The sequence below is a fragment of the Streptococcus oralis genome, assembly GCF_003943385.1.
Taxonomy (GTDB): Bacteria; Bacillota; Bacilli; order Lactobacillales; family Streptococcaceae; genus Streptococcus; species Streptococcus oralis_CA.
In genome coordinates this window covers 81,588-106,760 of the sequence record NZ_RJPI01000003.1, presented here as the reverse complement: position 1 = coordinate 106,760, position 25,173 = coordinate 81,588, and the positions used below count along the sequence as shown (strand labels likewise).

The following is a 25,173-nucleotide window of genomic DNA, read 5'->3' as shown; positions in this document are numbered from 1 at the left end:
AATGGCAGTTAAAATCCGTTTGACTCGTATGGGTTCTAAGAAAAAACCTTTCTACCGTATCAACGTAGCAGACTCACGTTCACCACGTGATGGACGTTTCATCGAAACAGTTGGAACTTACAACCCACTTGTTGAAGAAAACCAAGTAACTTTGAAAGAAGACCGCGTTCTTGCATGGTTGGCTGATGGAGCTCAACCTTCAGATACAGTTCGCAACATCCTTTCAAAAGAAGGCGTATTGAAAAAATTCCACGATTCTAAATTCTCAAAATAAGTTTAAAGTAGGTTGACAGATGGATACGATTGAAAATCTCATTATTGCGATTGTGAAACCTTTGATTTCACAACCTGATGCCTTAACTATCAAGATTGAAGACACACCAGAGTTTTTGGAGTATCACTTGGATCTTGACCAAAGCGATGTCGGTCGTGTTATCGGTCGTAAGGGTCGCACTATCTCAGCGATAAGAACGATTGTCTACTCTGTCCCAACTGAAGACAAAAAAGTAAGAATCGTTATCGATGAAAAATAAAGAAAGCGGGACAGATGTCTCGCTTTTTTGTGAGGAGGAGAAGATGATGGATTTAACGTTTAGACAATTACAAGCTTACTTACTAGATCATTACCAGCAATCTCGAACTGAGGAAGGCCTCTTTATCAAACTAGTGGAGGAAGTCGGAGAAGTAGCTGAGGTCTTGAATGGGCGCTCTGGTCGAAAAGAGGGCGTTCAGGACTCGAACGAGGAACTAGCCAAAGAATTGGCTGATATTATTCACTACACGGTTGCAATCGCGGCTATCAACGATATTGACCTAACCAAAACCATCTTTGACAAAGATAAGAAGGCTGCCATTAAGTATCAACATGAACGTGATTTGGAAGTATTTTTGGAAAGTCTCCAAGAGAACTAGAAGTAATCTCTTTTCACTGATATGAAAGGTTTCTCCTAGTTTACGCTAGCTTGTATAGAGAAAGTAATGAAATTGGCAGATTATGCTATCAAAGTAAGGAATCTCCAAGAGGTAGACAAGCTAGAACTTGTGAGACAAGAACGAGAAAAGTAGGTCAGAATAGCTACTTCCTTTATAGGAAATGAAAAAGAATTTATCACCTTGAAAGAGTGATAGGAGACATAAAATACCAATCCTAGAAATAGCATCTAGGATTTTACTATGCTAAAATGGAAAGACAGTCTCAAAGAATTCTAGTCAATCAATCTTGAGAATAGCTACTTTTAAAGGGAGTAACAATCTATGAACGAGAAAACAAAAGCATACCTAGCAGCATTATCCTTTTCAGCCATCATTGGTTTTTCTTTTTTATTTACTAAGATTGCTTTGGGCTATGCCAGTCCTCTCACAAACTTGGCACATCGCTATACAATCGCTGCTTTGGTATTGGTCATCCTTCATCAAACAAAACTTATCAATGTGAGTTTAAGTAGAAAAGATATTCTTTCTATTCTGCCTATGAGTCTTTTCTATCCACTTCTCTTCTTTATTTTCCAATCCTTTGCTTTACAGTATATATCGTCTTCTGAAGCGGGAATTTTACAAGCACTTGTCCCGATTTTTACTCTCCTTTTGGCATCGGTCTTTCTCAAGGAAAAGACAAGTTTGTTGCAAAAGTTCTTTTTAATTTTATCTGTAGCAGGAGTAGTTTTCATCTTCCTTAGCAAAGGAGCAAACTTTAGCACGGAAACTGCTAGCTTGGGCTTTCTCTTGATGTTGGGATCTGTTCTCGCCAATGCGATAAACAATATCCTCAGCAAGGCTAAAGGAGATCGCTATCGGGCCGTGGATATGACAGCTGTTGTGATATTTGTTGGCTTCGTCACCTTTAATATGCTGAGTCTGACCACGCACTATCTAGAGGGGAACATATTAGCTTACTTTGCACCACTTGGACAGGTGTCCTATCTGCTTTCCATCCTCTATTTGGGAATACTAGCCTCTATCGTGACTGGTAGTCTTTCTATCTATGCTATCGTTCGCCTCGGTGCATCAACCGTCAGTGTCTTTGGCAATCTTGGAACAGTTTTGACCATTCTAGCTGGAGCTCTTATCCTCCACGAACCAATTTATAGTTACCATGTGATTGGAGCTGCTCTGATTATTGCTGGAATCTTAGGCATGAATCTGATGAGAAGAAAGTAAAGATTGCTTAGCAGTCTTTTTCTTTATCTAAATAATGCAGAAAATTCAAAATTTTTAATGAAATTAAGTTTAAAAAACGATGATTTTAATATAGCATGTTAAAATAGATAAAAAGAATAATACTAGGATAAAGAGGAGAGAGCGTAAAAATGAAGCAAAATGATATAGCTGAAGCTATTGCTTTTTATAACAGAGAACCTGAGGTGTTGGAACGTCACCTTATAGCAGTCGTAGATTGTGATTTGGTTGTTTATCATCGTCCTGGAAACGCAAGTAAAGGGCATATTATTTTTTATCATGGAGCTTGTGGACGTAGTCAGATGTGGGCCCACCAGTATGATGCCTTTGATGGATTTGACCTTTACTTTGTCAATGTTAGAGGACAGGGTGAATCACCTATGAAAGTTGGGCTACCCGACTTGGAAGGCGCTGTTCAAGATGTAGATGCCATTTTGTCCTATTTCCAGCTGGATAAGGTGATATTGGTTGGTCATTCTTGGGGAGGAAATCCACTTCAAGAGTACACCTATCGCCATCCAGAAAGAATCCTAGCCTTGGTCATGGTAGATAGTTGGGGACAGCATCGTTACCTATCAGAGAAAGAAAGAGGTCGAATCAAATATAGTTCTCTTATGTACAAAACGATTCCTTGGAAGGTGATTGCTGATAAGAACTCAAAAATGTGTAGTGATAACCCGATCACAAGAGAATTAGTCAAGACGGCCATTATAGAAACTGGGCGAGATGTTTTCTTGAACCTTGGAATCACAGGTTTCTTGGCAGTCCATGAGATAGAAGGATATAAAGGAAATCCTCCCATGCTATTAGTAAGAGGAGAAAATGATTTTCCCAAACACCTAAAAATAATCTATGATGGTATCATTGCTCTAAATCCCAATGCGCGTCAAGTAACGATTTCAGACAGCAAACACCAACCGATGAATGACCATCCTGAAGAGTTTAATCAGCTAGTTGGTGAATTTTTTGAAGAAGTAGTAGCCTTGTAAGATAGGACCTATCCAACTTGTGAAAATCCCTGGAACGTGATAAAATAAAGGGTAGAAATAGATACAGGAGACAAGATGAACTACTTTAATGTTGGGAAAATCGTCAATACGCAGGGTCTACAGGGGGAGATGCGAGTCTTGTCTGTGACGGATTTTGCTGAAGAACGGTTTAAAAAAGGAGCAGAGCTGGCTTTATTTGATGAAAAAGATCAGTTTATCCAAACAGTGACCATTGCTAGCCACCGTAAGCATAAGAATTTTGACATTATCAAATTCAAAGACATGTACCATATCAATGCGATTGAAAAGTACAAGGGGTATAATCTCAAGGTCGCTGAGGAAGACCTAAATGACTTAGATGATGGTGAATTCTACTATCATGAAATTATTGGTTTGGAAGTTTACGAGGGAGACAACTTGATAGGAACTATCAAGGAAATCCTGCAACCAGGTGCCAACGATGTCTGGGTGGTCAAGCGAAAAGGTAAGCGTGATCTGCTTCTACCTTACATACCCCCAGTAGTTCTCAATGTTGATATTCCAAACAAACGGGTTGATGTGGACATCTTAGAAGGATTAGACGATGAAGATTGATATTTTAACCCTCTTTCCTGAGATGTTTTCTCCGCTGGAGCACTCGATTGTTGGAAAGGCTCGAGAAAAAGGGCTCTTGGATATCCAGTACTATAATTTCAGAGAATATGCTGAAAAGGCCCGTCATGTTGACGATGAGCCATACGGAGGCGGTCAGGGTATGTTGCTCCGCGCCCAACCTATTTTCGATGCCTTTGACGCCATTGAAAAGAAAAATCCCCGCGTCATTCTTCTCGATCCTGCTGGGAAGCAGTTCGATCAAGCCTACGCTGAGGATTTGGCTCAAGAAGAGGAACTGGTCTTTATCTGCGGTCACTACGAAGGGTATGACGAACGCATCAAGACCTTGGTAACGGATGAGATTTCCCTAGGAGACTATGTCCTGACTGGTGGTGAATTGGCTGCTATGACCATGATTGATGCTACGGTTCGCTTGATCCCAGAAGTGATTGGCAAGGAGTCTAGTCACCAAGATGATAGTTTTTCATCAGGCCTACTCGAATATCCTCAGTATACACGGCCTTATGACTATCGTGGCATGGTGGTGCCAGATGTGCTCATGAGTGGTCATCATGAAAAGATTCGCCAGTGGCGGCTTTACGAAAGTCTAAAGAAAACCTACCAGCGCAGACCTGATTTGCTAGAAAACTATCAACTAACAGCAGAAGAAGAAAAAATGCTGGCAGAAATCAAAGAAAACAAAGAATAAAGGAGAACCTTATGCAAGTAATCAAACGTAACGGAGAAGTTGCCGACTTTGATCCAGATAAAATTTACCAAGCTGTCCTAAAAGCGGCTCAGACAGTTTATGTTTTGACAGATGATCTACGTCAAAACCTAGCTCAAGTCACTAAAAAAGTAGTCTTGGACTTGGAAGAAGCAAAAGTAGAACGTGCAACCATCAGTATGATCCAATCAATGGTTGAAAATCGTTTGTTAGGAGCGGGTTACATCACCATCGCAGAGCACTATATCTCTTATCGCTTGCAACGTGATTTGGAGAGAAGTGGTTATGGTGACCATATAGCAGTTCACCTGCATTTTGAACAAATTCGTTAAGAAAAAGAGTGGGATGAAAAACATCTCACTCTTTCTTAAATAGGCTTTTCTGTGCTTTTTCTACCGTAGAAGGGACAAAACGGATTCTCTTGATGTCACCAATCCGAATGATACGTGTCACATTTCTGGTGAAATTTTTGACAATAATCTGTTGACGACTGACATCATATTTGACGATATCACCTGTAAAACTTGTCTCAGCGAGTATGACATGAACAGCCGTTTTTTTCTGGATGGCCTGTTCAATTGTGCTAATAAGGGAGTCGTTTTCAGAATAATCTTGTTCATCATGTCCACTGAGAAAGTCTTGTATCTTATCTAAGACTTGCTTGAATGTGTACCTCATAGGCCTCTCCCTTCTTATCTATCCATATTATATAAAAAATTCGTAAAATCCACAAGATTTTACGAATAGACTAGAGAAAGCATATCACATAAAGGAGTTAAAAATGGCAGAATTTACATTTGAAATCGAAGAACACTTACTGACCTTGTCTGAAAATGAAAAAGGATGGACAAAGGAACTAAACCGAGTTAGCTTTAATGGTGCGCCAGCAAAGTTTGATATTCGGACTTGGAGCCCCGACCATACCAAAATGGGCAAAGGAATTACTCTTTCCAATGAAGAATTTCAGGTAATGGTGGATGCCTTTAAAGGCAATCAGTAAAAGAGCCACGGGACTATTGTCCCAGGCTCATTTTTTATCTTGAGAAATAAGCGATGCTTTTCAATCGTTCTAGCAGGGGACGACCAATGAAACTAATCGCAATGATTTTACCAAGGTCAGGGAGGATAAAGGGAAGGACACCAACTGCAAGTGCCTTATCAAATGGCATCCCAGCAAGGAAATGGAGGCTGAGAATACCTCCGACAAAGACGAGGGAATCACCCAAGAGGTTGGCTAGGAAAATGCGAATATAGCCACTATTTTGATGGATGAGATAAGATGTAAGTCCCGCATAGACAAGGTCGAACCAAAGATAACCTGCACTTGGACCGACTAAAACGTGAAATCCAGCGCCTCCCCCCGCAAAGACAGGAAGACCAATGGCACCTAGCAGGAGATAGAGAGCTACAGATAGGACCGCTTCTCTGGGTCTAAAAACAGTAGCAATAAGACCAATCGCAAAGTTTTGCAGAGTGAAGGGAACAGGACCGATAGGGAGACTGATTTGTGCCAAAACGGCGATGAGAGCAGCACCGATAGCAGGAATAACGTAGATATGAGCTTTTTTCAAAAATGTTAACCTCTTTTCAAAAATATAGTAACTATTATACTGATCTGAAAAGAAAAGTCAACCTGTTTTTTATACTGAGGTAACAAACCTGTAACAGCCGATTTTGCATGTAAAAAGGAGTCTGGGACAAAAGTCTAACCTTAAATATAAAAAGCGAACAAAATCATTTATCTGACACCTAGAATTCTGTTTTGTTCGCTTTTTTTGTCTAATCTATCGATTTTAAAAATTTATAATAAAGAATTCCTGAAATCAAAATCTTTTTGTCCCAGTCTCTTGCGATAATTAGCGCATGGTCACAAATTCTTCAGAAGCGGTTGGGTGGATAGCTACTGTAGCATCAAAGTCGGCCTTGGTTGCTCCCATCTTGATAGCAACAGCGAATCCTTGAATCATCTCATCCACTCCGTAACCAAGTCCGTGAAGTCCGACAACTTTTTCATCAGCACCGGCGGTGATGAGTTTGAAGCGAGATTCCTGACGATGGTTTGTAACGGCAGAGTACATAGATGAAAAGCTTGACTTGTAGACTTTAATGTGATCTTGGCCGTATTCTTTGATAGCTTCTTCTTCAGTCAACCCCACGGTTCCAATTGCTGGGTGGGAGAAGACAACAGTAGGAATCGTCGTGTAGTCCATCTTAGCACTTGTTTTCCCATTAAAGAGACGTTCAGATAGGGTACGTCCAGCCTTGATGGCTACTGGAGTTAGTTCCTTCTCACCAGTAACGTCTCCAAGGGCATAGATACCATCTACAACTGTATTTTGATACTCATCCACTTGGATAAATCCACGTTCGTTGAGTGTAACTCCAGCCTTTTCTAACTCCAAGCCGTCTACATTTGGACGGCGGCCGGTAGCCCAGATAACTTGGCTTGCAGTATGACTAGAACCATCTTCGAAATGAATCGTAATGCCTTGCTCAGTTTTTTCGAGCCTAACCGGTACCTTATGGGTGTGCAAAGGTAGGCCTGTTTTTTTCATCTCATTGACAAGACCTTCCACGATGTAGCTGTCAAAACCACGCAAAGGACGATCGCGGCGGACGAACAAATCAGTTTTTACACCGAGTGCATGGAGAACACCAGCTAGCTCAACTGCAATATAGCCAGCTCCTAGGATAGCAACGGATTCAGGAAGTTGCTTCCAAGCAAAGACATCGTCTGAGCTACCACCGAGTTCAGCCCCAGGAATAGTTGGAATGCTTGGACGAGCGCCAGTCGCAATCACGATATGCTTGGCACGAATCAATTCACCATTGACGCTGACTGTGTGGGAATCAACGAAATGAGCACGACCTTCAATCAAATCAACCCCGTTGCGTTTGAAACTTCCATCATAAGATGAGCGAGCGCGATCAATGTAGGCTTCACGGTTTTGACGAAGTTTTGCGAAATCAAATTGAACATCTGAACTTGTAAAACCGTAATCAGGGCCGTAGTGGTGGAAGCTTTCAGCGATTTGCGCTCCATACCACATGATTTTCTTAGGAACACAGCCAACGTTGACACAAGTTCCACCTAATTTTTTCTCTTCGATAACAGCTGCTTTAGCGCCATGTTCACCAGCTCGGTTCATAGTGGCGATACCGCCACTCCCTCCACCGATGGCGATGATATCATATTCTCTCATAGAAAACTCCTTATAGATTTGATAGTCATATTCTATCGTTTTTAGTTTTTGAATGCAAAAATCTGCTACGCTCTAAAGAAATAGCAGAAATCACTTGCTAAATATAGAAATAAGGTGTATGATGTTACTAGTACAATTTCGCATAAATCAAATGGAAACAAGGCATGTTTCCTGAATTGTTCTCTTTTCTCTCTGAACAATCATTGTTTAGAGTAGGTAAATTTGCTATAATAGTCTTTGTATTGAAAATAAAATAGGAGTTTTGTGATGAAGGGGAATAAGAAAACTAAAAAATGGCAACTATACACAGCTATTGGTGCTGCAAGTATTATTATAATCAGTGCAGCGGGTATTTTGCTATTTAGACAGCCCTCTCAGGCTGCCAGTAAGGATGACATTTCGCATCTCGTAGTCGCAAAGGAAGGAACAGTTGCCTCCTCTGTTCTCTTATCTGGTACCGTCACCGCAAAAAATGAACAATATGTTTATTTGGATGCAAGTAAGGGTGAGGTAGATGAAATCTTGGTTTCTGTTGGAGATAAGGTTGACAAAGGACAAGCGCTCGTAAAATACAACAGCACAGAAGCGCAGTCTGCTTATGATGCAGCTAACCGTGCCATAGCCAAGGCTGATCGTCGTATCAATGACTTGAAGGAATCACGAAACAACACTCTAGCTGATTCGGAAGAATATGATGATGGAGCACAGGGTTCTTCTGTCTCTTCCATTGATTCTCAGATTAGTGATGCTCGTGATAGTCGTGCTGATGCAGAGGCACAACTTAAAAAGGCGCAGGCCCAATTGGACGCAACAAAGGTTTTGAGTACGCTAGAAGGTACAGTTGTAGAAGTTAATCGCAATGTATCAAAGTCCACAACTGCTGCAAATCAAGTGATGGTTCATGTAGTAAGTAACGACAATCTACAAGTCAAGGGAGAACTTTCCGAGTACAATCTTGCCAACCTTTCTGTTGGCCAAGAAGTGACCTTCTCTTCTAAAGTTTACCAAGATAAAACTTGGACAGGGAAGATCAGCTTTATTTCAGCTTACCCTAAAAATAGTGGAGAAGGAACGAATGCTATAACTGGGGGGAATACTGGTTCTAAATATCCCTATACGATTGAAGTAACGAGTGAGATTGGTGATTTGAGACCAGGTTTTACCGTTAGTGTTGAGGTTAAAAGTGACAAGAAATCAATCCTCGTACCCTTAACCAGTGTCATTACTGAAGACGGAAAAAACTACGTTTGGGTTGTTGACGAAGAGAATAAGGCTAAGAAAATCGAAGTTAGCTTAGGAAATGCTGACGCAGAAAACCAAGAGATCACATCTGGTTTGACAGACGGAACCAAAGTCATCAGTAATCCAACGACTTCCTTGGAAGAAGGAAAAGAGGTGAAGGCTGATGAAACAACTAATTAGTCTAAAAAACATCTGCCGGAGCTATCGAAATGGTGAACAGGAACTGCAGGTCTTGAAAAATATTAATTTGGAGATTGGCGAAGGGGAATTTGTTGCCATTATGGGACCATCTGGTTCGGGTAAATCTACTCTGATGAATACCATCGGAATGCTGGACACCCCAACTAGCGGCGAATACTATCTAGAAGGTCAAGAAGTGGCCCGTCTAGGTGAAAAGCAGTTGGCACAGGTACGTAACCAACAAATTGGTTTTGTCTTTCAACAGTTCTTTCTTTTGTCAAAGATGGATGCTGTTCAAAATGTCGAGTTACCCTTGATTTATGCAGGAGTTCCAGCTGCCCAACGTCGCAAATTGGCAGAGGAATATCTGAGTAAAGTAGAGTTGACTGATCGTATTCATCACCTTCCTTCGGAGTTGTCTGGCGGTCAAAAACAACGGGTGGCCATTGCGCGTGCTCTTGTTAACGATCCCTCAATCATCCTAGCTGATGAACCGACAGGCGCCTTGGATACGAAAACAGGAAGCCAAATCATGGAACTCTTGGTTGAGTTAAATGAAGAAGGCAAGACTATTATTATGGTAACGCACGAGCCCGAAATTGCAGCCTATGCAAAACGCCAGATTGTAATCCGTGATGGAGTTATTTCGTCTGATAGCGCTCGTTTGGAAGGAAAGGAGAACTAAGATGCAAAATCTGAAATTTGCCTTTTCATCTATTATGGCACACAAGATGCGCTCTTTTTTGACCATGATTGGCATTATCATCGGGGTCTCTTCAGTAGTTGTCATCATGGCTTTAGGGGACTCTATGTCTCGTCAGGTCAATAAAAATATGACAAAATCTCAGAAAAATATTCAGGTATTTTTCTCACCAATTAAAAGTAAGGATGGTTCCTTTACACAAAAGCAATCTGCACTGACACTATCTGGTAAAGAAGAAGATGTTCACGTAGAACCACCTAAAACACAGGAATCGTGGGTTAAGGAAGCTGCCAAACTAAAAGGCGTGGATGGCTATTATGTGACTAATAGTACAAATGTTACTTTGACCTATAAGGATAAAAAGGTAGAGAGAGCAAGTCTGACAGGTGGAAATATGACTTATATGTCTGCTGTAGAAAATAAAATTATTGCAGGTAGGGATCTGAGAGAACAAGACTACCGAGATTTTGCAAGTGTGATTTTGCTAGATGAAGAACTCGCTAAAAGTCTTTTTGACTCGCCTCAGGCAGCACTCAATCAAATCATTTCAGCCAATGGATATAGCTATCGCGTGATTGGTGTTTACTCTAGTCCTGCTGTTAAAAGTGCTAAGATGTTTGGTGTAGGTGGCTTACCAATTACAACCAATGCTTCTGTAGCAGCTAATTTTAATGTAGAGGAAATTTCTAATATTGTCTTTCGTGTGAATGACACGAGTCTAACTCCGACTTTGGGGCCAGAACTCGCACGCAAGATGACAGAAATTGCAGGAGTACAGCAGGGAGAATATCAGGTTGTAGACGAAACCGCCGCTTTTGCAGAGGTTCAGCAAATCTTTGGTTTTATGACCGCTATTATTAGTGCTATCGCAGGAATCTCTCTCTTTGTGGGAGGGACTGGGGTTATGAATATCATGCTGGTTTCTGTAACGGAGCGTACTCGTGAGATTGGTCTTCGTAAAGCATTGGGAGCTACACGGGCTAATATCTTGGTACAGTTTTTGATTGAGTCCATGATCTTGACCTTGCTAGGTGGAGTCATCGGCCTAGTAAGTGCAGCGGGCTTGACCACGCTAGCAGGCGCTTTGTTAAAAAATATGATGGAAGGAATAGAAATTGGTGTCTCGCTACCGATCGCTCTCTTTAGCTTGGCTGTGTCAGCCAGCGTTGGTATGATATTTGGAGTCTTGCCAGCCAATAAAGCCTCTAAGCTCGATCCAATCGAAGCCCTTCGTTATGAATAAGATATAGAGCAGAAAAAACAAGATGGATAGTTGTCTGTCTTGTTTTTGTATGGATTTTCCTATAGAAAATCACTAAAAATGTGATATAATGAAGTGTTAGAAAAACAGGTTTCATTTGCCTGGAAAGGAAAAATTATGTCTGAAAAGAATTTTTATATTACAACACCGATTTACTATCCATCTGGTAAACTTCATATCGGTTCTGCTTACACAACCATCGCCTGTGATGTTCTAGCGCGTTACAAACGCCTCATGGGTTACGATGTCTTTTATCTGACAGGTCTTGACGAGCATGGTCAGAAGATCCAGCAAAAGGCTGAAGAAGCTGGCATCACACCTCAAGCCTATGTTGATGGGATGGCGGTTGGAGTCAAAGAACTCTGGAAATTACTCGATATCTCATATGATAAATTCATCCGTACAACTGATGATTACCATGAAAAAGTAGTGGCTCAGGTCTTTGAACGCTTACTTGCTCAAGATGATATTTACTTGGGCGAATACTCTGGTTGGTATTCAGTTTCAGATGAGGAATTCTTTACAGAAAGCCAGCTTGCAGAAGTTTTCCGTGACGAAGCTGGAAATGTAACAGGCGGTATCGCTCCATCAGGACATGAAGTGGAGTGGGTTTCAGAAGAATCTTATTTCCTTCGCCTCAGCAAATACCAAGATCGTTTGGTAGAATTTTTCAAATCGCATCCAGACTTTATCACTCCTGATGGTCGCCTCAATGAAATGTTGCGTAACTTTATCGAGCCAGGTTTGGAAGACTTAGCGGTTTCTCGTACAACCTTTACATGGGGAGTTCCGGTCCCATCCAATCCAAAACACGTTGTCTACGTTTGGATTGATGCCCTCCTCAACTATGCGACTGCTCTTGGCTATGGTCAAGATGAACATGGTAACTTTGATAAGTTCTGGAATGGAACGGTCTTCCACATGGTCGGAAAAGACATTCTTCGTTTCCACTCTATCTACTGGCCAATCCTTCTTATGATGTTGGATATCAAATTGCCAGATCGTTTGATTGCCCATGGTTGGTTTGTCATGAAAGACGGCAAGATGTCTAAGTCTAAGGGGAATGTCGTTTATCCTGAAATGCTAGTGGAGCGTTATGGACTGGACCCACTTCGTTACTACCTCATGCGTAGCCTTCCAGTTGGTTCAGACGGAACTTTCACTCCTGAGGACTATGTAGGCCGTATCAATTATGAATTGGCCAATGACCTTGGAAATCTCCTAAACCGTACGGTTTCTATGATTAACAAGTATTTTGATGGACAAATTCCTGCCTATGTAGAAGGTGTGACAGAGTTTGACAATGCTCTTGCTCAAGTAGCAGAGCAATCTATCTCTGACTACCATACACACATGGAAGCAGTTGACTACCCACGTGCCCTTGAAGCAGTATGGACTCTTATCTCACGTACCAACAAATACATCGATGAGACAGCTCCATGGGTCTTGGCTAAGGATGAAGCCCTTCGTGACCAGTTGGCAAGTGTCATGAGCCATTTGGCAGCCAGCCTTCGTGTCGTAGCTCACTTGATTGAACCATTTATGATGGAAACTAGTCGCGCTGTATTGGCACAACTTGGTCTAGCAGAAGTTTCTAGCCTAGAAAACTTGAGCTTGACAGATTTCCCTGCAGGTGTGACTGTTGTTGCCAAAGGAACACCAATCTTCCCACGTCTGGACATGGAAGAAGAGATTGCCTATATCAAGGAACAAATGGAAAGCAACAAACCAGCAGTCGAAAAAGAATGGAATCCAGATGAAGTTGAACTCAAACTCAACAAGGATGAAATCAAGTTTGAAGACTTTGATAAGGTCGAGATCCGTGTCGCAGAAGTCAAAGAAGTGTCTAAAGTGGAAGGTTCTGACAAGTTGCTCCAATTCCGACTAGATGCTGGTGATGGAGAAGACCGTCAAATCCTCTCAGGAATTGCAAAATACTACCCAAACGAACAAGAATTGGTCGGCAAGAAAGTCCAAATCGTTGCCAACCTCAAACCACGCAAGATGATGAAAAAATATGTCAGTCAAGGAATGATCCTCTCAGCTGAACATGATGGCAAACTAACCCTTCTCACAGTTGATCCAGCTGTACCAAACGGAAGTGTGATTGGGTAAAGCAAAAAACCAACGTTAGGCACGTTGGTTTTTCTTGTTATGCGCGAGATTTTCTAAGAAGTAGTCCATCTCCTTTTGCGACCTGAGAACAATTACTTTCTCTGGATAGCTTTCTTGAATCTGCTGATAACGTTCCTTAGCGGATTTGCTCCGTCCATCCCAGAGAATCCATCTGATAAAGTCCCAGTCAAATCGTTCAGGACAGCCTGCAGCCATACTTTCTCTGACCTTGCCGCGATATGTGAGATAACGTTTGAAGGCTCGAAAGAGACAAGACAATGGGGAAAAGTTGAGAAAGATGATTTGGTCAGCTTCCTGCATTCTTTCCTCGTAATAGCACCAAGAGTAGTTACCGTCGATGACCCAAGCTTCATGCTTTGTGAGAAAGTTTTTCATCTCGGTCAACATCCATTCGCGGTCACTGTCTTGCCAACCAGGTTGAAATTGGAGTGTATCCATGTGTAGTTTTGGGATGGAGTAGTAGTTTGATAATTTTTCAGCTAGGGTTGACTTACCAGCTCCAGAATATCCGATGATTGCGATTTTCATTTTCTACCTTTTCTGATTAGAGGACAAAAAAACAGCCTCTATGGACTGTTTCTTATTTAGCAAGTTTAGCTGAAAGACGAGCTTTATCGCGGCTTGCTTTGTTTTTATGAATCAAACCTTTAGTTTCTGCTTTGTCGATAGCTGAGCTAGCAGCACGGAAAAGTTCTTCAGAAGGGTTTGCTTCGAAAGCTTTGATAGCAGTACGCATAGCTGATTTTTGAGCTGAGTTTTTTTCGTTTTGTTTAACGTTCAATTCAGCGCGTTTGATAGCTGATTTAATGTTTGCCAATGTTCTTACCTCCATATTTACTAACTATACCATTATATCTGAAAACTTAGGTTTTGACAAGGGGAAATTATTTTTTTAGGTAAATTTCATCGATTTCATGGTTTTTAGCCTTGTGGAGAATGATCTCGGCACGATTCCTTGTCGGTTCGATATAGTTTTGCAGATTTATTAGATTAATGCTAGTCCAGATCTGATGAGCGAAGGCTTCGACCTCTCTTATTGGCATTTGAGTAAAACGGTGGTAGTAGCTTTCAGGATCATTCTGGGCAAAGCTGAGGAGTTTTAAGAAACGGTCCAGATACCAACTTTCAATATCCTCGACAGCAGCATCCACATAGATGGAGAAATCAAAGAAATCAGTGATGTAAAGGCGCTCATTTTGAGGATTTTGGAAGACATTGATTCCTTCAACGATGACAAAATCCGCAGCCTTAACGCGTTGTTTCTCCCCAGGGACGATGTCATACACTTCATGAGAATAGACTGGAATATCGACATCCTGTCCATTTTTTAGGCGGTCAAGAAAATTCAGCAAGGCTTCCATGTCATAACTCTCTGGAAAACCTTTGCGATTTAAGATATCTTGCTCAATTAAAGTTTGATTGGGATAGAGAAAGCCATCCGTTGTCACTAGTTCTACAGTAGCATCCGGGAGAGTACGTGATAGAAGAATCTGAAGTAAGCGACTAGTGGTCGATTTCCCCACAGCAACACTACCAGAAACCCCAATGATAAAAGGTTGGGGCTTGCTATCTCTTTGAAGAAAGATTTCTTTTGAGAAAGACAAATCTTCTTTGGCTTTTTTATAGATATGGATAAGGTGAACCAGTGGCAGATAGATGTCGGTCACATCTTGTAGGCTGATTTGGTCATTAAAACTCTTGATGGAGTCTAGTTCTTCTTCCGTCAAGGGAGGGGTTGTCTTGCGATGCAAGGACTGCCAGGTTTGGCGGCTGATTTTCTCAAAATGTAAAAATTCGTTGGTCATAATTTTTCCTCGTTCGATATCTTAGTATATCATATTTCGTAGTCAAAGAGAGAATGAAATTCGATATTTATCATTCTGATTCTTGAAAGTTGCTATAAGTTGCCTCTAACAGGGAAAAATAGAGTGAAAAATACAAAGATCATTTAATTATTATCATAACAGATTTAGTTTGTTTGTTGAACTTCAGCTTTGTAAACGATTTAACATTTCACTAAAATATGGTAAAATAGTTTTATGAGTAAAATGTATTATGCAGAAAATCCTGATGCTGCTCACGACATTCATGAGTTGAGAGTGGAGTTGTTGGGAGAAAACATGACCTTTTTGACGGATGCGGGTGTTTTTAGCAAGAAAATGGTTGACTTTGGGAGTCAGTTTTTATTGAAGTGTTTAGAGGTTAATGAAGGAGAAACGGTCCTTGATGTGGGTTGTGGTTATGGGCCCTTAGGGCTTTCTTTGGTCAAGGCTTATGGAGTTCAGGCAACCATGGTTGATATCAATAATCGTGCTCTAGACTTGGCTCGACAAAATGCTGAACGAAATAAAGTAGAAGCAACGATTTTCCAATCCAATATCTATGAACAAGTTGAAGGGAAATTTGACCATGTTATTTCTAATCCGCCTATTCGAGCGGGTAAACAAGTTGTTCATGAGATTATCGAAAAGAGCAGAGATTTCTTGAAAGATGGAGGTGATTTAACCATTGTCATTCAGAAAAAGCAAGGTGCTCCGAGTGCTAAAAGTAAGATGGAAGACGTTTTTGGAAATTGTGAAATCGTAAAGAAAGATAAGGGATACTATATCCTTAGAAGTGTGAAAGAATGAGAGCAGTTGATTTAATTCAAAAGAAACGAGATGGTCAAGAACTGACTGCAACTGAAATCAAATGGCTGGTAGAAGGCTATGTGGCAGGAACTGTTCCAGACTACCAGATGTCAGCTTTTGCTATGGCTGTTTATTTTAAAGGAATGACGACACGAGAGATTTCTGACCTGACGATGAATATGGTCAAGACAGGTCAGGAGTTTGACTTGTCAGCTATTGGTGGGGTTAAAGTTGATAAGCATTCGACTGGTGGTGTAGGTGATAAGGTGACCTTGATTTTGGCTCCACTTGTTGCGAGTTTCGGTGTGCCCGTTGCTAAAATGAGTGGTCGTGGTCTAGGCCATACTGGTGGGACAATTGATAAATTGGAGTCCATTAAGGGCTATCAAGTCGAGCGTAGTCAAGAAGATTTCATTCGCCAGGTGCAGGACATTGGTGTATCTGTCATTGGGCAGTCCGATCAGCTGGTTAAAGCAGACAAGCTTCTCTATGCCCTCCGTGATGTGACTGCAACTGTCGACACGATTCCTTTGATTGCTAGTTCTGTTATGAGCAAGAAAATTGCTGCAGGAGCGGATGCCATTTTACTAGACGTAACGGTCGGTGAGGGTGCCTTCATGAAGACGGTTGATGAGGCGCGTGAATTGGCTCAAACCATGGTGGATCTTGGTAAGGCAGTTGGTCGAAAGACGGTAGCAGTCATTACGGATATGAGCCAACCCTTGGGAAGAGCCATTGGCAATCGTCTCGAAATTCTTGAGGCAATCGAGATTCTTCAAGGTAAAGGCCGAGAAGATATTAGTTATTTTATCTGCGAGCTAGCTCAGATTATGCTTGGCTTGGCTGATGTTGAGAAAACGGTCGAGGAAATCCGTCAACATCTTGAGAATGGCCAAGCACTGGCTAAGTTTGAAGAAATGGTGGCAGCACAAGGCGGTGATTTAGATGATCTCTATCGCCCCGTCAAAGTTGACCATGTGGTGGAAATTCCAGCTCAAGATACGGGTGTTATTTCAGCTCTTCCTGCAATGGAATTTGGGCTCTATGCCATGAGACTAGGTGCCGGTCGTGCAGTCAAGTCTGATGACCTGGACTATGAAACAGGGATTGTTTTCGAAAAGAAAGTTGGAGACTCCGTTCAAAAAGGGGAAATTGTTGCAAAAGTTTATACAAATGGAAAAATTTCTTCTGAACTAGTTACAGAATTTCAAAAATATGTTAAAATAAATGATGGAGTGCAAAGTTTACGAGAAATTATAGAAATTATCTCATAAAACTAGGGAGAATCCGAATATGAAGTTAAATAAATATATCGATCATACGCTTTTGAAGCAAGATGCGAGTCAAGAACAAATTGATTGTTTGCTATCTGAAGCGCGTGAGTATGACTTTGCCAGCGTTTGTGTCAATCCCACATGGGTTAAACATGCCAAAACAGGGCTTGAAGGCTCAGATGTAAAGGTTTGTACAGTAGTTGGTTTCCCTCTTGGAGCAACAACTTCAGCTGTGAAAGCTTTTGAAACAAAAGAAGCTGTCCAAAACGGTGCAGATGAGATTGATATGGTTATCAATGTCGGCGCCCTCAAATCAGGCAATCTTGATTTAGTTGAGTCGGACATCCGTGCTGTTGTAGAAGCAAGTGGTGACAAGTTGGTTAAGGTTATTATTGAAGCCTGCTTGTTGACAGACGATGAAAAGGTTGTGGCCTGCCAATTATCCCAAAAAGCAGGAGCTGACTTTGTTAAAACATCCACTGGATTTTCAACTGGTGGTGCCACTATTGAGGATGTTCAGTTGATGCGTAAAACAGTCGGGCCAGATATGGGAGTTAAGGCAGCTGGTGGAGCTCGTTCATATGCGGATGCTGTTGCTTTTGTGGAAGCAGGCGCTACTCGTATCGGAACATCAGCTGGTGTGACCATTTTAAAAGGAGAACTAGCATATGGCGACTACTGAGTTGATTGAACTAGCAATTGAAACCAGCAAGTATGCCTATGTCCCCTATTCTCACTTTCCCATCGGAGCTGTTTTAGTTGCCAAGGACGGTAGCATTTATACGGGTGTTAATATCGAGAATGCTAGTTATCCCTTGACTAATTGTGGAGAACGTACTGCTATTTTTAAAGCAGTTTCGGAGGGGCAACGGGAATTTTCAGAGTTGATTGTCTACGGACAAACTGAAAAACCCATCTCGCCATGTGGTGCTTGTCGCCAGGTCATGGTTGAGTTTTTTGAACAAGATCTAAAGGTGACACTTGTCGCTAAAGATAAATCGACGGTCGAGATGACGGTCGGGGAGTTACTTCCATACTCATTTACAGACTTAAATTAGTCTGAGCTACTCTTCGAGTGGCTGTGGTCTACGTGACCAAACGATCTATACTTGCAACATCGTTGCACATCTTATTTAGGAGGTTCAGTAATGAACAAGAAACAATGGCTAGGCCTTGGTCTAGTTGCAGTGGCAGCAGTTGGACTTGCTGCATGTGGTAACCGCTCTTCTCGTAACGCAGCTTCATCTTCATCTGAAATGAAGACGAAAGCAGCGATCGTAACAGATACTGGTGGTGTTGATGATAAATCATTTAACCAATCAGCTTGGGAAGGTTTGCAAGACTGGGGTAAAGAACACAATCTTTCTAAAGATAAAGGCTTTACTTATTTCCAATCAACAAGTGAAGCAGACTATGCTAACAACTTGCAACAAGCGGCTGGAAGTTACAACCTGATCTTCGGTGTTGGTTTTGCACTTCACAATGCAGTTGAAGAGGCAGCAAAAGACCACTCTGACTTAAACTATGTCTTGATTGATGATGTGATCAAAGATCAAAAGAATGTTGCGAGCGTAACATTTGCTGATAACGAAGCAGCTTACCTTGCTGGTGTTGCAGCAGCTAAAACAACTAAAACAAAACAAGTTGGTTTTGTAGGTGGTATCGAATCTGAAGTTATTTCACGTTTCGCTGCTGGATTTAAGGCTGGTGTTGCCTCAGTAGACCCTTCTATTAAGGTACAAGTTGACTACGCTGGTTCATTTGGTGATGCTGCTAAAGGTAAAACAATTGCAGCAGCTCAATACGCTGCAGGTGCAGACGTTGTCTACCAAGCAGCTGGTGGTACAGGTGCTGGTGTCTTTGCTGAAGCAAAATCTTTGAACGAAAGCAAAAATGAAAACGAAAAAGTTTGGGTTATTGGTGTAGACCGTGACCAAGCAGCAGAAGGTAAATACACTTCTAAAGATGGTAAAGAATCAAACTTCGTTCTTGTATCTACATTGAAACAAGTTGGTACAACTGTAAAAGATATTGCCAACAAAACAGAAAAAGGTGAATTCCCTGGTGGACAAGTTATCGTCTACTCATTGAAAGATAAAGGGGTTGACTTGGCAGTAACAAACCTTTCAGAAGAAGGTAAAAAGGCTGTCGAAGATGCAAAAGCTAAAATCCTTGACGGAAGTGTAAAAGTTCCTGAAAAATAATGGATAAAAGTCATTTCTTAGGAAGCGGCCATCGGTCGCTTCTTTAAGAATTGAGGCAATTTTTGTCTCAATAGAGCTTGTTAATGTGATTAGCAGGTTTTATTGAAATAAAATAAACCTCTGAAAGGAAGAGCATATGGCACACGAAAATGTCATTGAGATGCGGGATATTACCAAGGTGTTTGGTGAATTTGTAGCAAACGACAAGATCAATTTGCAACTGCAAAAAGGTGAAATCCATGCACTTTTAGGAGAAAATGGAGCGGGTAAATCCACTCTGATGAATATGCTGGCAGGACTTCTTGAGCCAACTAGTGGTGAAATTGCGGTGAATGGTCAAGCTGTCAAACTAGATTCACCTTCTAAAGCTGCTAGTCTAGGAATTGGGATGGTTCACCAACATTTTATGTTGGTCGAAGCTTTTACAGTAGCTGAGAATATCATTTTGGGGAGTGAAATCACTAAAAATGGTATGCTAGATATAGGCGAAGCTACTAGAGAAATCAAGGCTCTTTCTGAACGTTATGGTTTGGCAGTGGATCCTGCTGCTAAGGTGGCGGATATTTCCGTTGGTGCCCAACAACGTGTAGAAATTTTGAAAACACTTTATCGTGGTGCTGATATCCTCATCTTTGACGAACCTACGGCAGTATTGACTCCTTCAGAGATTGATGAGTTGATGGCTATCATGAAAAACCTTGTCAAAGAAGGAAAATCCATTATTTTGATTACCCATAAACTGGATGAAATTCGTGCGGTATCCAATCGTGTGACGGTTATCCGTCGTGGTAAATCAATCCAGACGGTTGAGATTGCTGGAGCTACCAATGCCGATTTGGCAGAAATGATGGTAGGGCGCTCTGTCTCCTTCAAAACGGAGAAACAGGCACCACAACCCAAAGAAGTGGTCTTGTCTATCAAGGACTTGGTTGTTAATGAAAACCGTGGTGTTCCAGCTGTGAAGAATCTTTCTTTGGATGTTCGTGCTGGTGAGATTGTTGGTATTGCAGGTATTGATGGCAATGGTCAATCTGAACTCATTCAAGCCATTACAGGTCTTCGTAAGGTTGAGTCAGGTAGCGTTGAATTAAAAGGCAAATCAATCGTGGGGATGCATCCTCGACAAATTACAGAACTAAGCGTGGGGCACGTTCCTGAGGACCGTCACCGTGATGGCTTGATTTTGGAGATGATGATTTCAGAAAATATCGCTCTTCAAACCTACTATAAAGAACCACTCAGTAAGAATGGTATTTTGAACTATGCGAATATCACTTCACATGCAAAGCAATTAATGGAAGAATTTGACGTCCGTGCGGCAAGCGAATTTGTTCCAGCAGCAGCTCTTTCAGGAGGAAATCAACAAAAAGCGATTATTGCTCGTGAGATTGATCGTGATCCTGAACTCCTTATCGTCAGCCAGCCAACTCGTGGTTTGGACGTTGGTGCAATTGAGTACATTCACAAACGCTTGATTGAGGAACGTGATAATGGCAAGGCTGTTCTCGTTGTCAGCTTTGAATTGGATGAGATTTTAAATGTCTCAGACCGTATTGCTGTTATCCACGATGGGAAGATTCAAGGTATTGTATCGCCAGAAACGACTAACAAACAAGAACTTGGTGTCTTGATGGCTGGTGGAGACTTGGGAAAGGAGAAGAGTGATGTCTAAAAAATTACAACAAATTTCGGTTCCCTTGATTTCCGTATTCTTAGGAATCTTGCTCGGAGCCATTGTCATGTGGATCTTCGGCTACGATGCTATCTGGGGTTATGAGGAGCTGTTTTATACAGCTTTTGGTAGCCTTCGTGGGATTGGGGAAATTTTCCGTGCCATGGGACCTCTAGTCTTGATTGGTCTTGGTTTCGCTGTCGCTAGTCGGGCAGGTTTCTTTAACGTTGGACTTCCTGGTCAGGCACTAGCGGGTTGGATTCTTAGTGGTTGGTTTGCTTTGTCGCATCCGGATATGCCACGCCCAATGTTGATTTTAGCGACCGTAGTAATTGCTTTGATTGCAGGTGGGATTGTAGGTGCTATTCCAGGTATTCTCAGAGCTTATTTAGGTACATCAGAGGTTATCGTAACCATCATGATGAACTACATTGTTTTGTACGTAGGGAACGCCTTTATTCATTCTTTTCCGAAAGACTTTATGCAAAGCACGGACTCAACGATTCGTGTGAGTGCCAATGCCACTTATCAAACACCATGGTTATCTGAGTTGACTGGTAATTCTCGTATGAATATCGGGATCTTCTTCGCCATCATTGCTGTTGGTGTGATTTGGTTCTTGCTCAAGAAAACGACTCTCGGTTTTGAAATTCGTGCAGTTGGTCTTAATCCCCATGCTTCAGAGTACGCTGGTATTTCAGCAAAACGTACAATCATTCTATCGATGATTATCTCTGGTGCCTTGGCTGGTCTTGGTGGAGCGGTAGAAGGTCTTGGAACTTTCCAAAACGTTTACGTTCAGGGATCATCATTAGCTATCGGATTTAACGGGATGGCAGTTAGTTTGCTTGCTGGAAATTCACCAATTGGAATTCTCTTTGCAGCCTTCTTATTTGGAGTTTTGCAAGTTGGTGCGCCGGGTATGAACGCTGCGCAAGTTCCGTCTGAGCTTGTCAGCATTGTAACAGCGTCCATTATCTTCTTTGTCAGTGTTCACTATATTATCGAACATTTTGTCAAACCCAAAAAACAAGTTAAAGGAGGTAAGTAAGGATGTCTATTACAACATTACTCACCCTCTTGGTCTCTTCTATGCTGATTTACTCAGCACCACTTATTTTTACGAGTATCGGAGGAGTTTTCTCTGAACGTGGTGGTGTCGTTAACGTCGGTCTTGAAGGAATTATGGTTATGGGAGCCTTTTCTGGGGTTGTCTTTAACCTTGAGTTTGCAGAACAACTTGGAGCAGCGACTCCTTGGATTTCCTTGTTAGTTGCTGGTATCGTGGGAGCCATTTTCTCCCTCATCCATGCCGTCGCAACGGTTCATTTCCGTGCGGACCATGTTGTCAGTGGTACAGTATTGAACTTGATGGCTCCTGCCCTAGCGGTTTTCTTAGTTAAAGTTCTTTATAACAAAGGACAAACGGATAACTTAAGCCAGACTTTTGGACGTTTTGATTTCCCAGTTTTGGCTGATATCCCAGTGATTGGAGATATCTTCTTCAAGTCAACCAGTCTACTAGGTTATATCGCGATTGCCTTCTCTTTCCTTGCTTGGTTTATTCTCTTTAAGACACGTTTTGGTCTTCGCCTTCGCTCTGTTGGTGAACACCCTCAGGCAGCGGATACCTTGGGGATCAATGTCTACAAGATGCGATATCTTGGAGTTATCATATCAGGTTTCCTTGGTGGAATTGGGGGAGCGATTTATGCTCAATCCATTTCAGTTAACTTCTCAGTGACAACTATTGTCGGTCCTGGATTTATCGCTCTTGCGGCAATGATCTTTGGTAAATGGAACCCAATCGGTGCTATGCTTTCTAGTCTTTTCTTTGGACTTTCACAAAGTTTGGCAGTTATCGGTTCTCAATTACCTTTCCTACAAGGAGTGCCAGCGGTTTACCTTCAAATCGCCCCTTATGTCTTGACCATCCTTGTCTTGGCAGCCTTCTTTGGAAAAGCAGTCGCACCAAAGGCAGACGGTATCAACTACATCAAGTCAAAATAAGCATACAAAAAAACGTCAGTTTCAAACTGGCGTTTTCTATTTTTAAAATTTCAGTTTTGAAATATATGATAGTAAATTATAGCGAATAAGCAGCTCTTAAATTTTAAGTTCTAATTAAACTTAGTTTTCAATTTTTAGTATTCTAAAAATTTTAGGTAACATTATAATTATATATATTAGTAGGGTTCCTCCCCCGAATATGAATATCACCCCTCCATTCACTTCTTTTTGAAAAAGATAAGTGAATACTATGGTACCTATCGGCATGATAGATGTATTTAGTGTAAATAAAGTACTCATTACTCTGCCTAAAAATTTTGTTTCGATGGTACTTTGAAGGTAAGTCATCACAATAATATTTAAAACAACAAGAGTAAACGCAATGATTCCCATAAATATACTACCAAGAAAAGAAATAATAATTTGAGAGTTAGTTGATGCAAACGTGATGCCTAAACCAATAATAGCCATAGTTAAGAGAACAAGTGGCATGGTTATCTTACTCGAGAGTAAGATGTTGTTTTCTTTCTTATCTGGCAATAGTGACATTGAAATACTGGCTAAAAGCATTCCTACTGCTGCCATAGTTTCAAGCATTCCTACTGTCGAGTTACCTAACAGAAGTTGTTCTTTTACTACAAATGGCACCCCAATACTGATAGATGTGTAGAAAAAATTGAGGATAACACTTACAAGAATAATGTATTTTACAATTTGATTTTCTTTAAGAAATTGAATGATTCCTTTGACTCCATGCAGAGGATTTTCACAATTCGTAGCCTTGTTCTCTTTCTCGTTATATTCATAGTAAAATTTCATACTAAGTAGAACTCCTAAAGAGAGGAGGTTTGCAAAGATTTCAATTAGAATAAAACCTGCAAAACCTAACCAACCATAAAAAATGACTCCAATGGCTGGAGAAAGCATGGTTGCAATTGCAATGGCAGTCTGTGTAACAGAACTTAATCTTTGAATTTTTTTATCATTTACTAATTCATGAATTGAGGCTGAATAACAAGTATCACTTATATTGACTGTAATAGAGTGGAGTATTACAAATGGAATTACTAGATATAAGATACTAGAAGAATCCATAAGAAAATAAAAAGCATAAAACAAAAGAAAGATAAAAATCCTAAAGATGAAATTATATATTAAGATTTTCTTGTGTGGGTATCTATCTACTAGATTACCAATGGGAACTAAGAAAATCAAACTGACTAAAGGATAAATAATCATATTAATCCCAAAACTCATTGCAGATTTTGTTTGATCCAGTAGCATCAAACCTAAAGCAAAATTGAAAGATTTCCCGCTCAAAGAGCCAATGAAATTGCTAATAAAATCTTTTATAATTTGCTTATTCTTTTATAATTTGCTTATTTGATATACGATCACTAATTATATTTTTCATCTACATCCTCCCCCATGAAAGTTATTATTTAAAAAGTATATCTAATAAGAATCACACTAGGATATTAGTGTAATTGAATATCTTTAAACGCCAGTTTCAAACTGGCGTTTTATTTATTAGGATTTTGATGGGTTAGGTTCAATCCCCAAGGAACGAGGTTTTCAGTTTTGTTTTTGATGCGTGTGATATTATCCTTGTGACGAATGATAATTAAGCTAGCAAGAGCTAGGATAATCACGATAAAAAGAAGGTCATAGCTACTTAAGATAAACCCAAATAGAGGGAAAATTAGAACTCCAATTACAGCAGCAGTAGAAGCGGCAACGCTAGACAAGGAAATCATACTACTAAGATAGAGGGTTCCAAAGAATACGACTGCTAGATAGAGACAGAAAACAGGGGCAAATCCGAAAACAACCCCAGCACTGGTTGCGACAGCCTTACCACCCTTAAATCCTGCAAAGATAGGAAAGGTATGTCCAATCACAGCCAAAAGTCCAAAGACAAGAGGTGATACACCTTGTTGGTGGAAAAGAATAGGAAGTAGGGTGGTCAAGGTTCCTTTAAAGAAGTCAATCACAAAGGTTGCCATACCTGCTTTCTTTCCTAAAATGCGGAAAGTATTGGTCGTTCCGGTATTTCCAGAACCGTGTTCACGCAGATTTGTTTGAAAGAAAATTTGTCCAATCCATAGACCAGACGGAATCGAACCTAGCAAATAAGCTAGTATTAATAATACAAATGTCATCATGTGTCTAT

Annotated in this window: 29 protein-coding genes; 21 read left to right on the top strand and 8 right to left on the bottom strand. The window is 40.9% G+C overall.

Translation table 11 applies throughout. From position 1 onward, the window contains the following. Position 1: 1 nt before the first annotated feature. The 8 genes from rpsP (at position 2) to D8803_RS03425 (ending at position 4,817) form a co-directional block, all read left to right on the top strand. Positions 2-274 carry a 30S ribosomal protein S16 gene (rpsP, locus tag D8803_RS03460; RefSeq protein WP_070460902.1) on the top strand — a complete coding sequence of 91 codons (273 nt, stop codon included), beginning with the start codon at positions 2-4 and terminating at the stop codon, positions 272-274. A gap of 19 nt (positions 275-293) precedes the next feature. Beyond that, positions 294-533, top strand: a complete 240-nt coding sequence (kphA, locus tag D8803_RS03455) for an RNA-binding protein KphA (protein ID WP_000379617.1) — start codon at positions 294-296, stop codon at positions 531-533. 43 nt (positions 534-576) lie between these two features. Then, positions 577-912 carry a MazG nucleotide pyrophosphohydrolase domain-containing protein gene (locus tag D8803_RS03450; RefSeq protein WP_131200253.1) on the top strand — a complete coding sequence of 112 codons (336 nt, stop codon included), beginning with the start codon at positions 577-579 and terminating at the stop codon, positions 910-912. 342 nt (positions 913-1,254) lie between these two features. Further along, the gene (locus D8803_RS03445) at positions 1,255-2,157 is read left to right on the top strand and encodes a DMT family transporter (RefSeq protein ID WP_131200252.1); all 903 of its coding nucleotides are present in this window, start codon (positions 1,255-1,257) and stop codon (positions 2,155-2,157) included. Positions 2,158-2,306: 149 nt separating this feature from the next. After that, entirely contained in the window at positions 2,307-3,164 is an 858-nt protein-coding gene (locus D8803_RS03440; protein ID WP_131200251.1) for an alpha/beta fold hydrolase, read from the top strand. Positions 3,165-3,239: 75 nt separating this feature from the next. Continuing rightward, on the top strand, positions 3,240-3,758 hold the full coding sequence (gene rimM, locus D8803_RS03435) for a ribosome maturation factor RimM (RefSeq protein ID WP_131200250.1): 519 nt from the start codon (positions 3,240-3,242) through the stop codon (positions 3,756-3,758). Continuing rightward, positions 3,748-4,467 (top strand): tRNA (guanosine(37)-N1)-methyltransferase TrmD, encoded by a 720-nt coding sequence (trmD, locus tag D8803_RS03430; RefSeq protein WP_131200249.1) that lies wholly within the window; start codon positions 3,748-3,750, stop codon positions 4,465-4,467. The genes rimM and trmD overlap by 11 nt, the downstream gene beginning before the upstream one ends. An 11-nt stretch (positions 4,468-4,478) precedes the next feature. Then, the gene (locus D8803_RS03425; RefSeq protein WP_001196053.1) at positions 4,479-4,817 is read left to right on the top strand and encodes an ATP cone domain-containing protein; all 339 of its coding nucleotides are present in this window, start codon (positions 4,479-4,481) and stop codon (positions 4,815-4,817) included. Positions 4,818-4,842: 25 nt separating this feature from the next. Here D8803_RS03425 and D8803_RS03420 read toward each other — a convergent pair whose 3' ends face one another. Then, positions 4,843-5,163, bottom strand: a complete 321-nt coding sequence (locus D8803_RS03420; protein WP_131200248.1) for a hypothetical protein — start codon at positions 5,161-5,163, stop codon at positions 4,843-4,845. Between the two features lie 103 nt (positions 5,164-5,266). On the opposite strand from D8803_RS03420, the gene D8803_RS03415 reads away from it, so the two are divergent. Beyond that, on the top strand, positions 5,267-5,485 hold the full coding sequence (locus D8803_RS03415; protein ID WP_061453733.1) for a YdbC family protein: 219 nt from the start codon (positions 5,267-5,269) through the stop codon (positions 5,483-5,485). Between the two features lie 34 nt (positions 5,486-5,519). Here D8803_RS03415 and D8803_RS03410 read toward each other — a convergent pair whose 3' ends face one another. Together D8803_RS03410 and gor are read right to left on the bottom strand one after the other, a co-directional pair. Next, complete coding sequence (locus D8803_RS03410) at positions 5,520-6,056, bottom strand: biotin transporter BioY (protein WP_131200247.1); 537 nt, start codon at positions 6,054-6,056, stop codon at positions 5,520-5,522. A 285-nt stretch (positions 6,057-6,341) separates the two neighbouring features. After that, complete coding sequence (gene gor, locus D8803_RS03405) at positions 6,342-7,688, bottom strand: glutathione-disulfide reductase (protein WP_131200246.1); 1,347 nt, start codon at positions 7,686-7,688, stop codon at positions 6,342-6,344. Between the two features lie 267 nt (positions 7,689-7,955). Between gor and D8803_RS03400 the strand changes: the two genes are divergently transcribed. The 4 genes from D8803_RS03400 (at position 7,956) to metG (ending at position 13,189) form a co-directional block, all read left to right on the top strand. Then, positions 7,956-9,110 carry an efflux RND transporter periplasmic adaptor subunit gene (locus D8803_RS03400; RefSeq protein WP_131200245.1) on the top strand — a complete coding sequence of 385 codons (1,155 nt, stop codon included), beginning with the start codon at positions 7,956-7,958 and terminating at the stop codon, positions 9,108-9,110. Beyond that, on the top strand, positions 9,094-9,795 hold the full coding sequence (locus D8803_RS03395) for an ABC transporter ATP-binding protein (RefSeq protein WP_000811477.1): 702 nt from the start codon (positions 9,094-9,096) through the stop codon (positions 9,793-9,795). The genes D8803_RS03400 and D8803_RS03395 overlap by 17 nt, the downstream gene beginning before the upstream one ends. Position 9,796: 1 nt before the next feature. Further along, positions 9,797-11,056 (top strand): ABC transporter permease, encoded by a 1,260-nt coding sequence (locus D8803_RS03390; protein ID WP_001180412.1) that lies wholly within the window; start codon positions 9,797-9,799, stop codon positions 11,054-11,056. A gap of 135 nt (positions 11,057-11,191) precedes the next feature. Continuing rightward, positions 11,192-13,189: a methionine--tRNA ligase gene (metG, locus tag D8803_RS03385; protein ID WP_001291353.1), complete on the top strand. Its 1,998-nt coding sequence runs from the start codon at positions 11,192-11,194 to the stop codon at positions 13,187-13,189. A gap of 15 nt (positions 13,190-13,204) precedes the next feature. Here metG and D8803_RS03380 read toward each other — a convergent pair whose 3' ends face one another. From D8803_RS03380 to coaA, 3 genes are all read right to left on the bottom strand, one after another. Beyond that, positions 13,205-13,738: a DNA topology modulation protein gene (locus D8803_RS03380; RefSeq protein ID WP_000684214.1), complete on the bottom strand. Its 534-nt coding sequence runs from the start codon at positions 13,736-13,738 to the stop codon at positions 13,205-13,207. Positions 13,739-13,790: 52 nt separating this feature from the next. Then, positions 13,791-14,027 (bottom strand): 30S ribosomal protein S20, encoded by a 237-nt coding sequence (gene rpsT, locus D8803_RS03375; RefSeq protein WP_001274000.1) that lies wholly within the window; start codon positions 14,025-14,027, stop codon positions 13,791-13,793. Positions 14,028-14,094: 67 nt separating this feature from the next. Then, positions 14,095-15,015 (bottom strand): type I pantothenate kinase, encoded by a 921-nt coding sequence (gene coaA / locus D8803_RS03370; protein ID WP_000180478.1) that lies wholly within the window; start codon positions 15,013-15,015, stop codon positions 14,095-14,097. A 234-nt stretch (positions 15,016-15,249) separates the two neighbouring features. Here coaA and D8803_RS03365 point away from each other — a divergent pair, with 234 nt between their 5' ends. From D8803_RS03365 to D8803_RS03330, 8 genes are all read left to right on the top strand, one after another. After that, complete coding sequence (locus tag D8803_RS03365) at positions 15,250-15,840, top strand: class I SAM-dependent methyltransferase (protein ID WP_009013953.1); 591 nt, start codon at positions 15,250-15,252, stop codon at positions 15,838-15,840. Beyond that, positions 15,837-17,114: a pyrimidine-nucleoside phosphorylase gene (locus D8803_RS03360; protein ID WP_001202933.1), complete on the top strand. Its 1,278-nt coding sequence runs from the start codon at positions 15,837-15,839 to the stop codon at positions 17,112-17,114. Before D8803_RS03365 ends, D8803_RS03360 begins: the two co-directional genes overlap by 4 nt. Positions 17,115-17,133: 19 nt before the next feature. Continuing rightward, a complete protein-coding gene (deoC, locus tag D8803_RS03355; protein ID WP_000773691.1) occupies positions 17,134-17,796 on the top strand; it encodes a deoxyribose-phosphate aldolase in 663 nt (220 codons plus the stop codon). Further along, positions 17,783-18,172 carry a cytidine deaminase gene (locus D8803_RS03350; protein WP_000246115.1) on the top strand — a complete coding sequence of 130 codons (390 nt, stop codon included), beginning with the start codon at positions 17,783-17,785 and terminating at the stop codon, positions 18,170-18,172. Before deoC ends, D8803_RS03350 begins: the two co-directional genes overlap by 14 nt. A gap of 90 nt (positions 18,173-18,262) precedes the next feature. Next, the gene (locus D8803_RS03345; RefSeq protein WP_001036146.1) at positions 18,263-19,318 is read left to right on the top strand and encodes a BMP family protein; all 1,056 of its coding nucleotides are present in this window, start codon (positions 18,263-18,265) and stop codon (positions 19,316-19,318) included. A 136-nt stretch (positions 19,319-19,454) separates the two neighbouring features. Beyond that, entirely contained in the window at positions 19,455-20,990 is a 1,536-nt protein-coding gene (locus tag D8803_RS03340) for an ABC transporter ATP-binding protein (protein WP_131200244.1), read from the top strand. Beyond that, positions 20,983-22,041 (top strand): ABC transporter permease, encoded by a 1,059-nt coding sequence (locus D8803_RS03335; protein ID WP_000038677.1) that lies wholly within the window; start codon positions 20,983-20,985, stop codon positions 22,039-22,041. Before D8803_RS03340 ends, D8803_RS03335 begins: the two co-directional genes overlap by 8 nt. A gap of 2 nt (positions 22,042-22,043) precedes the next feature. After that, complete coding sequence (locus tag D8803_RS03330) at positions 22,044-23,000, top strand: ABC transporter permease (RefSeq protein ID WP_000029131.1); 957 nt, start codon at positions 22,044-22,046, stop codon at positions 22,998-23,000. 120 nt (positions 23,001-23,120) lie between these two features. Here D8803_RS03330 and D8803_RS03325 read toward each other — a convergent pair whose 3' ends face one another. Further along, complete coding sequence (locus tag D8803_RS03325; protein WP_263398601.1) at positions 23,121-24,284, bottom strand: MFS transporter; 1,164 nt, start codon at positions 24,282-24,284, stop codon at positions 23,121-23,123. 239 nt (positions 24,285-24,523) lie between these two features. After that, positions 24,524-25,165 (bottom strand): glycerol-3-phosphate 1-O-acyltransferase PlsY, encoded by a 642-nt coding sequence (gene plsY / locus D8803_RS03320; protein WP_131200243.1) that lies wholly within the window; start codon positions 25,163-25,165, stop codon positions 24,524-24,526. Between the last annotated feature and the right edge of the window lie 8 nt (positions 25,166-25,173).

Excerpts from the sequence above, each read along its gene's own strand:
- rpsP (WP_070460902.1), top strand. The coding sequence starts at position 2 with ATGGCAGTTAAAATCCGTTTGACTCGTATGGGTTCTAAGAAAAAACCT.
- kphA (WP_000379617.1), top strand. The coding sequence starts at position 294 with ATGGATACGATTGAAAATCTCATTATTGCGATTGTGAAACCTTTGATT.
- D8803_RS03450 (WP_131200253.1), top strand. The coding sequence starts at position 577 with ATGATGGATTTAACGTTTAGACAATTACAAGCTTACTTACTAGATCAT.
- D8803_RS03445 (WP_131200252.1), top strand. The coding sequence starts at position 1,255 with ATGAACGAGAAAACAAAAGCATACCTAGCAGCATTATCCTTTTCAGCC.
- D8803_RS03440 (WP_131200251.1), top strand. The coding sequence starts at position 2,307 with ATGAAGCAAAATGATATAGCTGAAGCTATTGCTTTTTATAACAGAGAA.
- rimM (WP_131200250.1), top strand. The coding sequence starts at position 3,240 with ATGAACTACTTTAATGTTGGGAAAATCGTCAATACGCAGGGTCTACAG.
- trmD (WP_131200249.1), top strand. The coding sequence starts at position 3,748 with ATGAAGATTGATATTTTAACCCTCTTTCCTGAGATGTTTTCTCCGCTG.
- D8803_RS03425 (WP_001196053.1), top strand. The coding sequence starts at position 4,479 with ATGCAAGTAATCAAACGTAACGGAGAAGTTGCCGACTTTGATCCAGAT.
- D8803_RS03420 (WP_131200248.1), bottom strand. The coding sequence starts at position 5,163 with ATGAGGTACACATTCAAGCAAGTCTTAGATAAGATACAAGACTTTCTC.
- D8803_RS03415 (WP_061453733.1), top strand. The coding sequence starts at position 5,267 with ATGGCAGAATTTACATTTGAAATCGAAGAACACTTACTGACCTTGTCT.
- gor (WP_131200246.1), bottom strand. The coding sequence starts at position 7,688 with ATGAGAGAATATGATATCATCGCCATCGGTGGAGGGAGTGGCGGTATC.
- D8803_RS03400 (WP_131200245.1), top strand. The coding sequence starts at position 7,956 with ATGAAGGGGAATAAGAAAACTAAAAAATGGCAACTATACACAGCTATT.
- D8803_RS03395 (WP_000811477.1), top strand. The coding sequence starts at position 9,094 with ATGAAACAACTAATTAGTCTAAAAAACATCTGCCGGAGCTATCGAAAT.
- D8803_RS03390 (WP_001180412.1), top strand. The coding sequence starts at position 9,797 with ATGCAAAATCTGAAATTTGCCTTTTCATCTATTATGGCACACAAGATG.
- metG (WP_001291353.1), top strand. The coding sequence starts at position 11,192 with ATGTCTGAAAAGAATTTTTATATTACAACACCGATTTACTATCCATCT.
- D8803_RS03380 (WP_000684214.1), bottom strand. The coding sequence starts at position 13,738 with ATGAAAATCGCAATCATCGGATATTCTGGAGCTGGTAAGTCAACCCTA.
- coaA (WP_000180478.1), bottom strand. The coding sequence starts at position 15,015 with ATGACCAACGAATTTTTACATTTTGAGAAAATCAGCCGCCAAACCTGG.
- D8803_RS03365 (WP_009013953.1), top strand. The coding sequence starts at position 15,250 with ATGAGTAAAATGTATTATGCAGAAAATCCTGATGCTGCTCACGACATT.
- D8803_RS03360 (WP_001202933.1), top strand. The coding sequence starts at position 15,837 with ATGAGAGCAGTTGATTTAATTCAAAAGAAACGAGATGGTCAAGAACTG.
- deoC (WP_000773691.1), top strand. The coding sequence starts at position 17,134 with ATGAAGTTAAATAAATATATCGATCATACGCTTTTGAAGCAAGATGCG.
- D8803_RS03350 (WP_000246115.1), top strand. The coding sequence starts at position 17,783 with ATGGCGACTACTGAGTTGATTGAACTAGCAATTGAAACCAGCAAGTAT.
- D8803_RS03345 (WP_001036146.1), top strand. The coding sequence starts at position 18,263 with ATGAACAAGAAACAATGGCTAGGCCTTGGTCTAGTTGCAGTGGCAGCA.
- D8803_RS03340 (WP_131200244.1), top strand. The coding sequence starts at position 19,455 with ATGGCACACGAAAATGTCATTGAGATGCGGGATATTACCAAGGTGTTT.
- D8803_RS03335 (WP_000038677.1), top strand. The coding sequence starts at position 20,983 with ATGTCTAAAAAATTACAACAAATTTCGGTTCCCTTGATTTCCGTATTC.
- D8803_RS03330 (WP_000029131.1), top strand. The coding sequence starts at position 22,044 with ATGTCTATTACAACATTACTCACCCTCTTGGTCTCTTCTATGCTGATT.
- D8803_RS03325 (WP_263398601.1), bottom strand. The coding sequence starts at position 24,284 with ATGCTACTGGATCAAACAAAATCTGCAATGAGTTTTGGGATTAATATG.
- plsY (WP_131200243.1), bottom strand. The coding sequence starts at position 25,165 with ATGATGACATTTGTATTATTAATACTAGCTTATTTGCTAGGTTCGATT.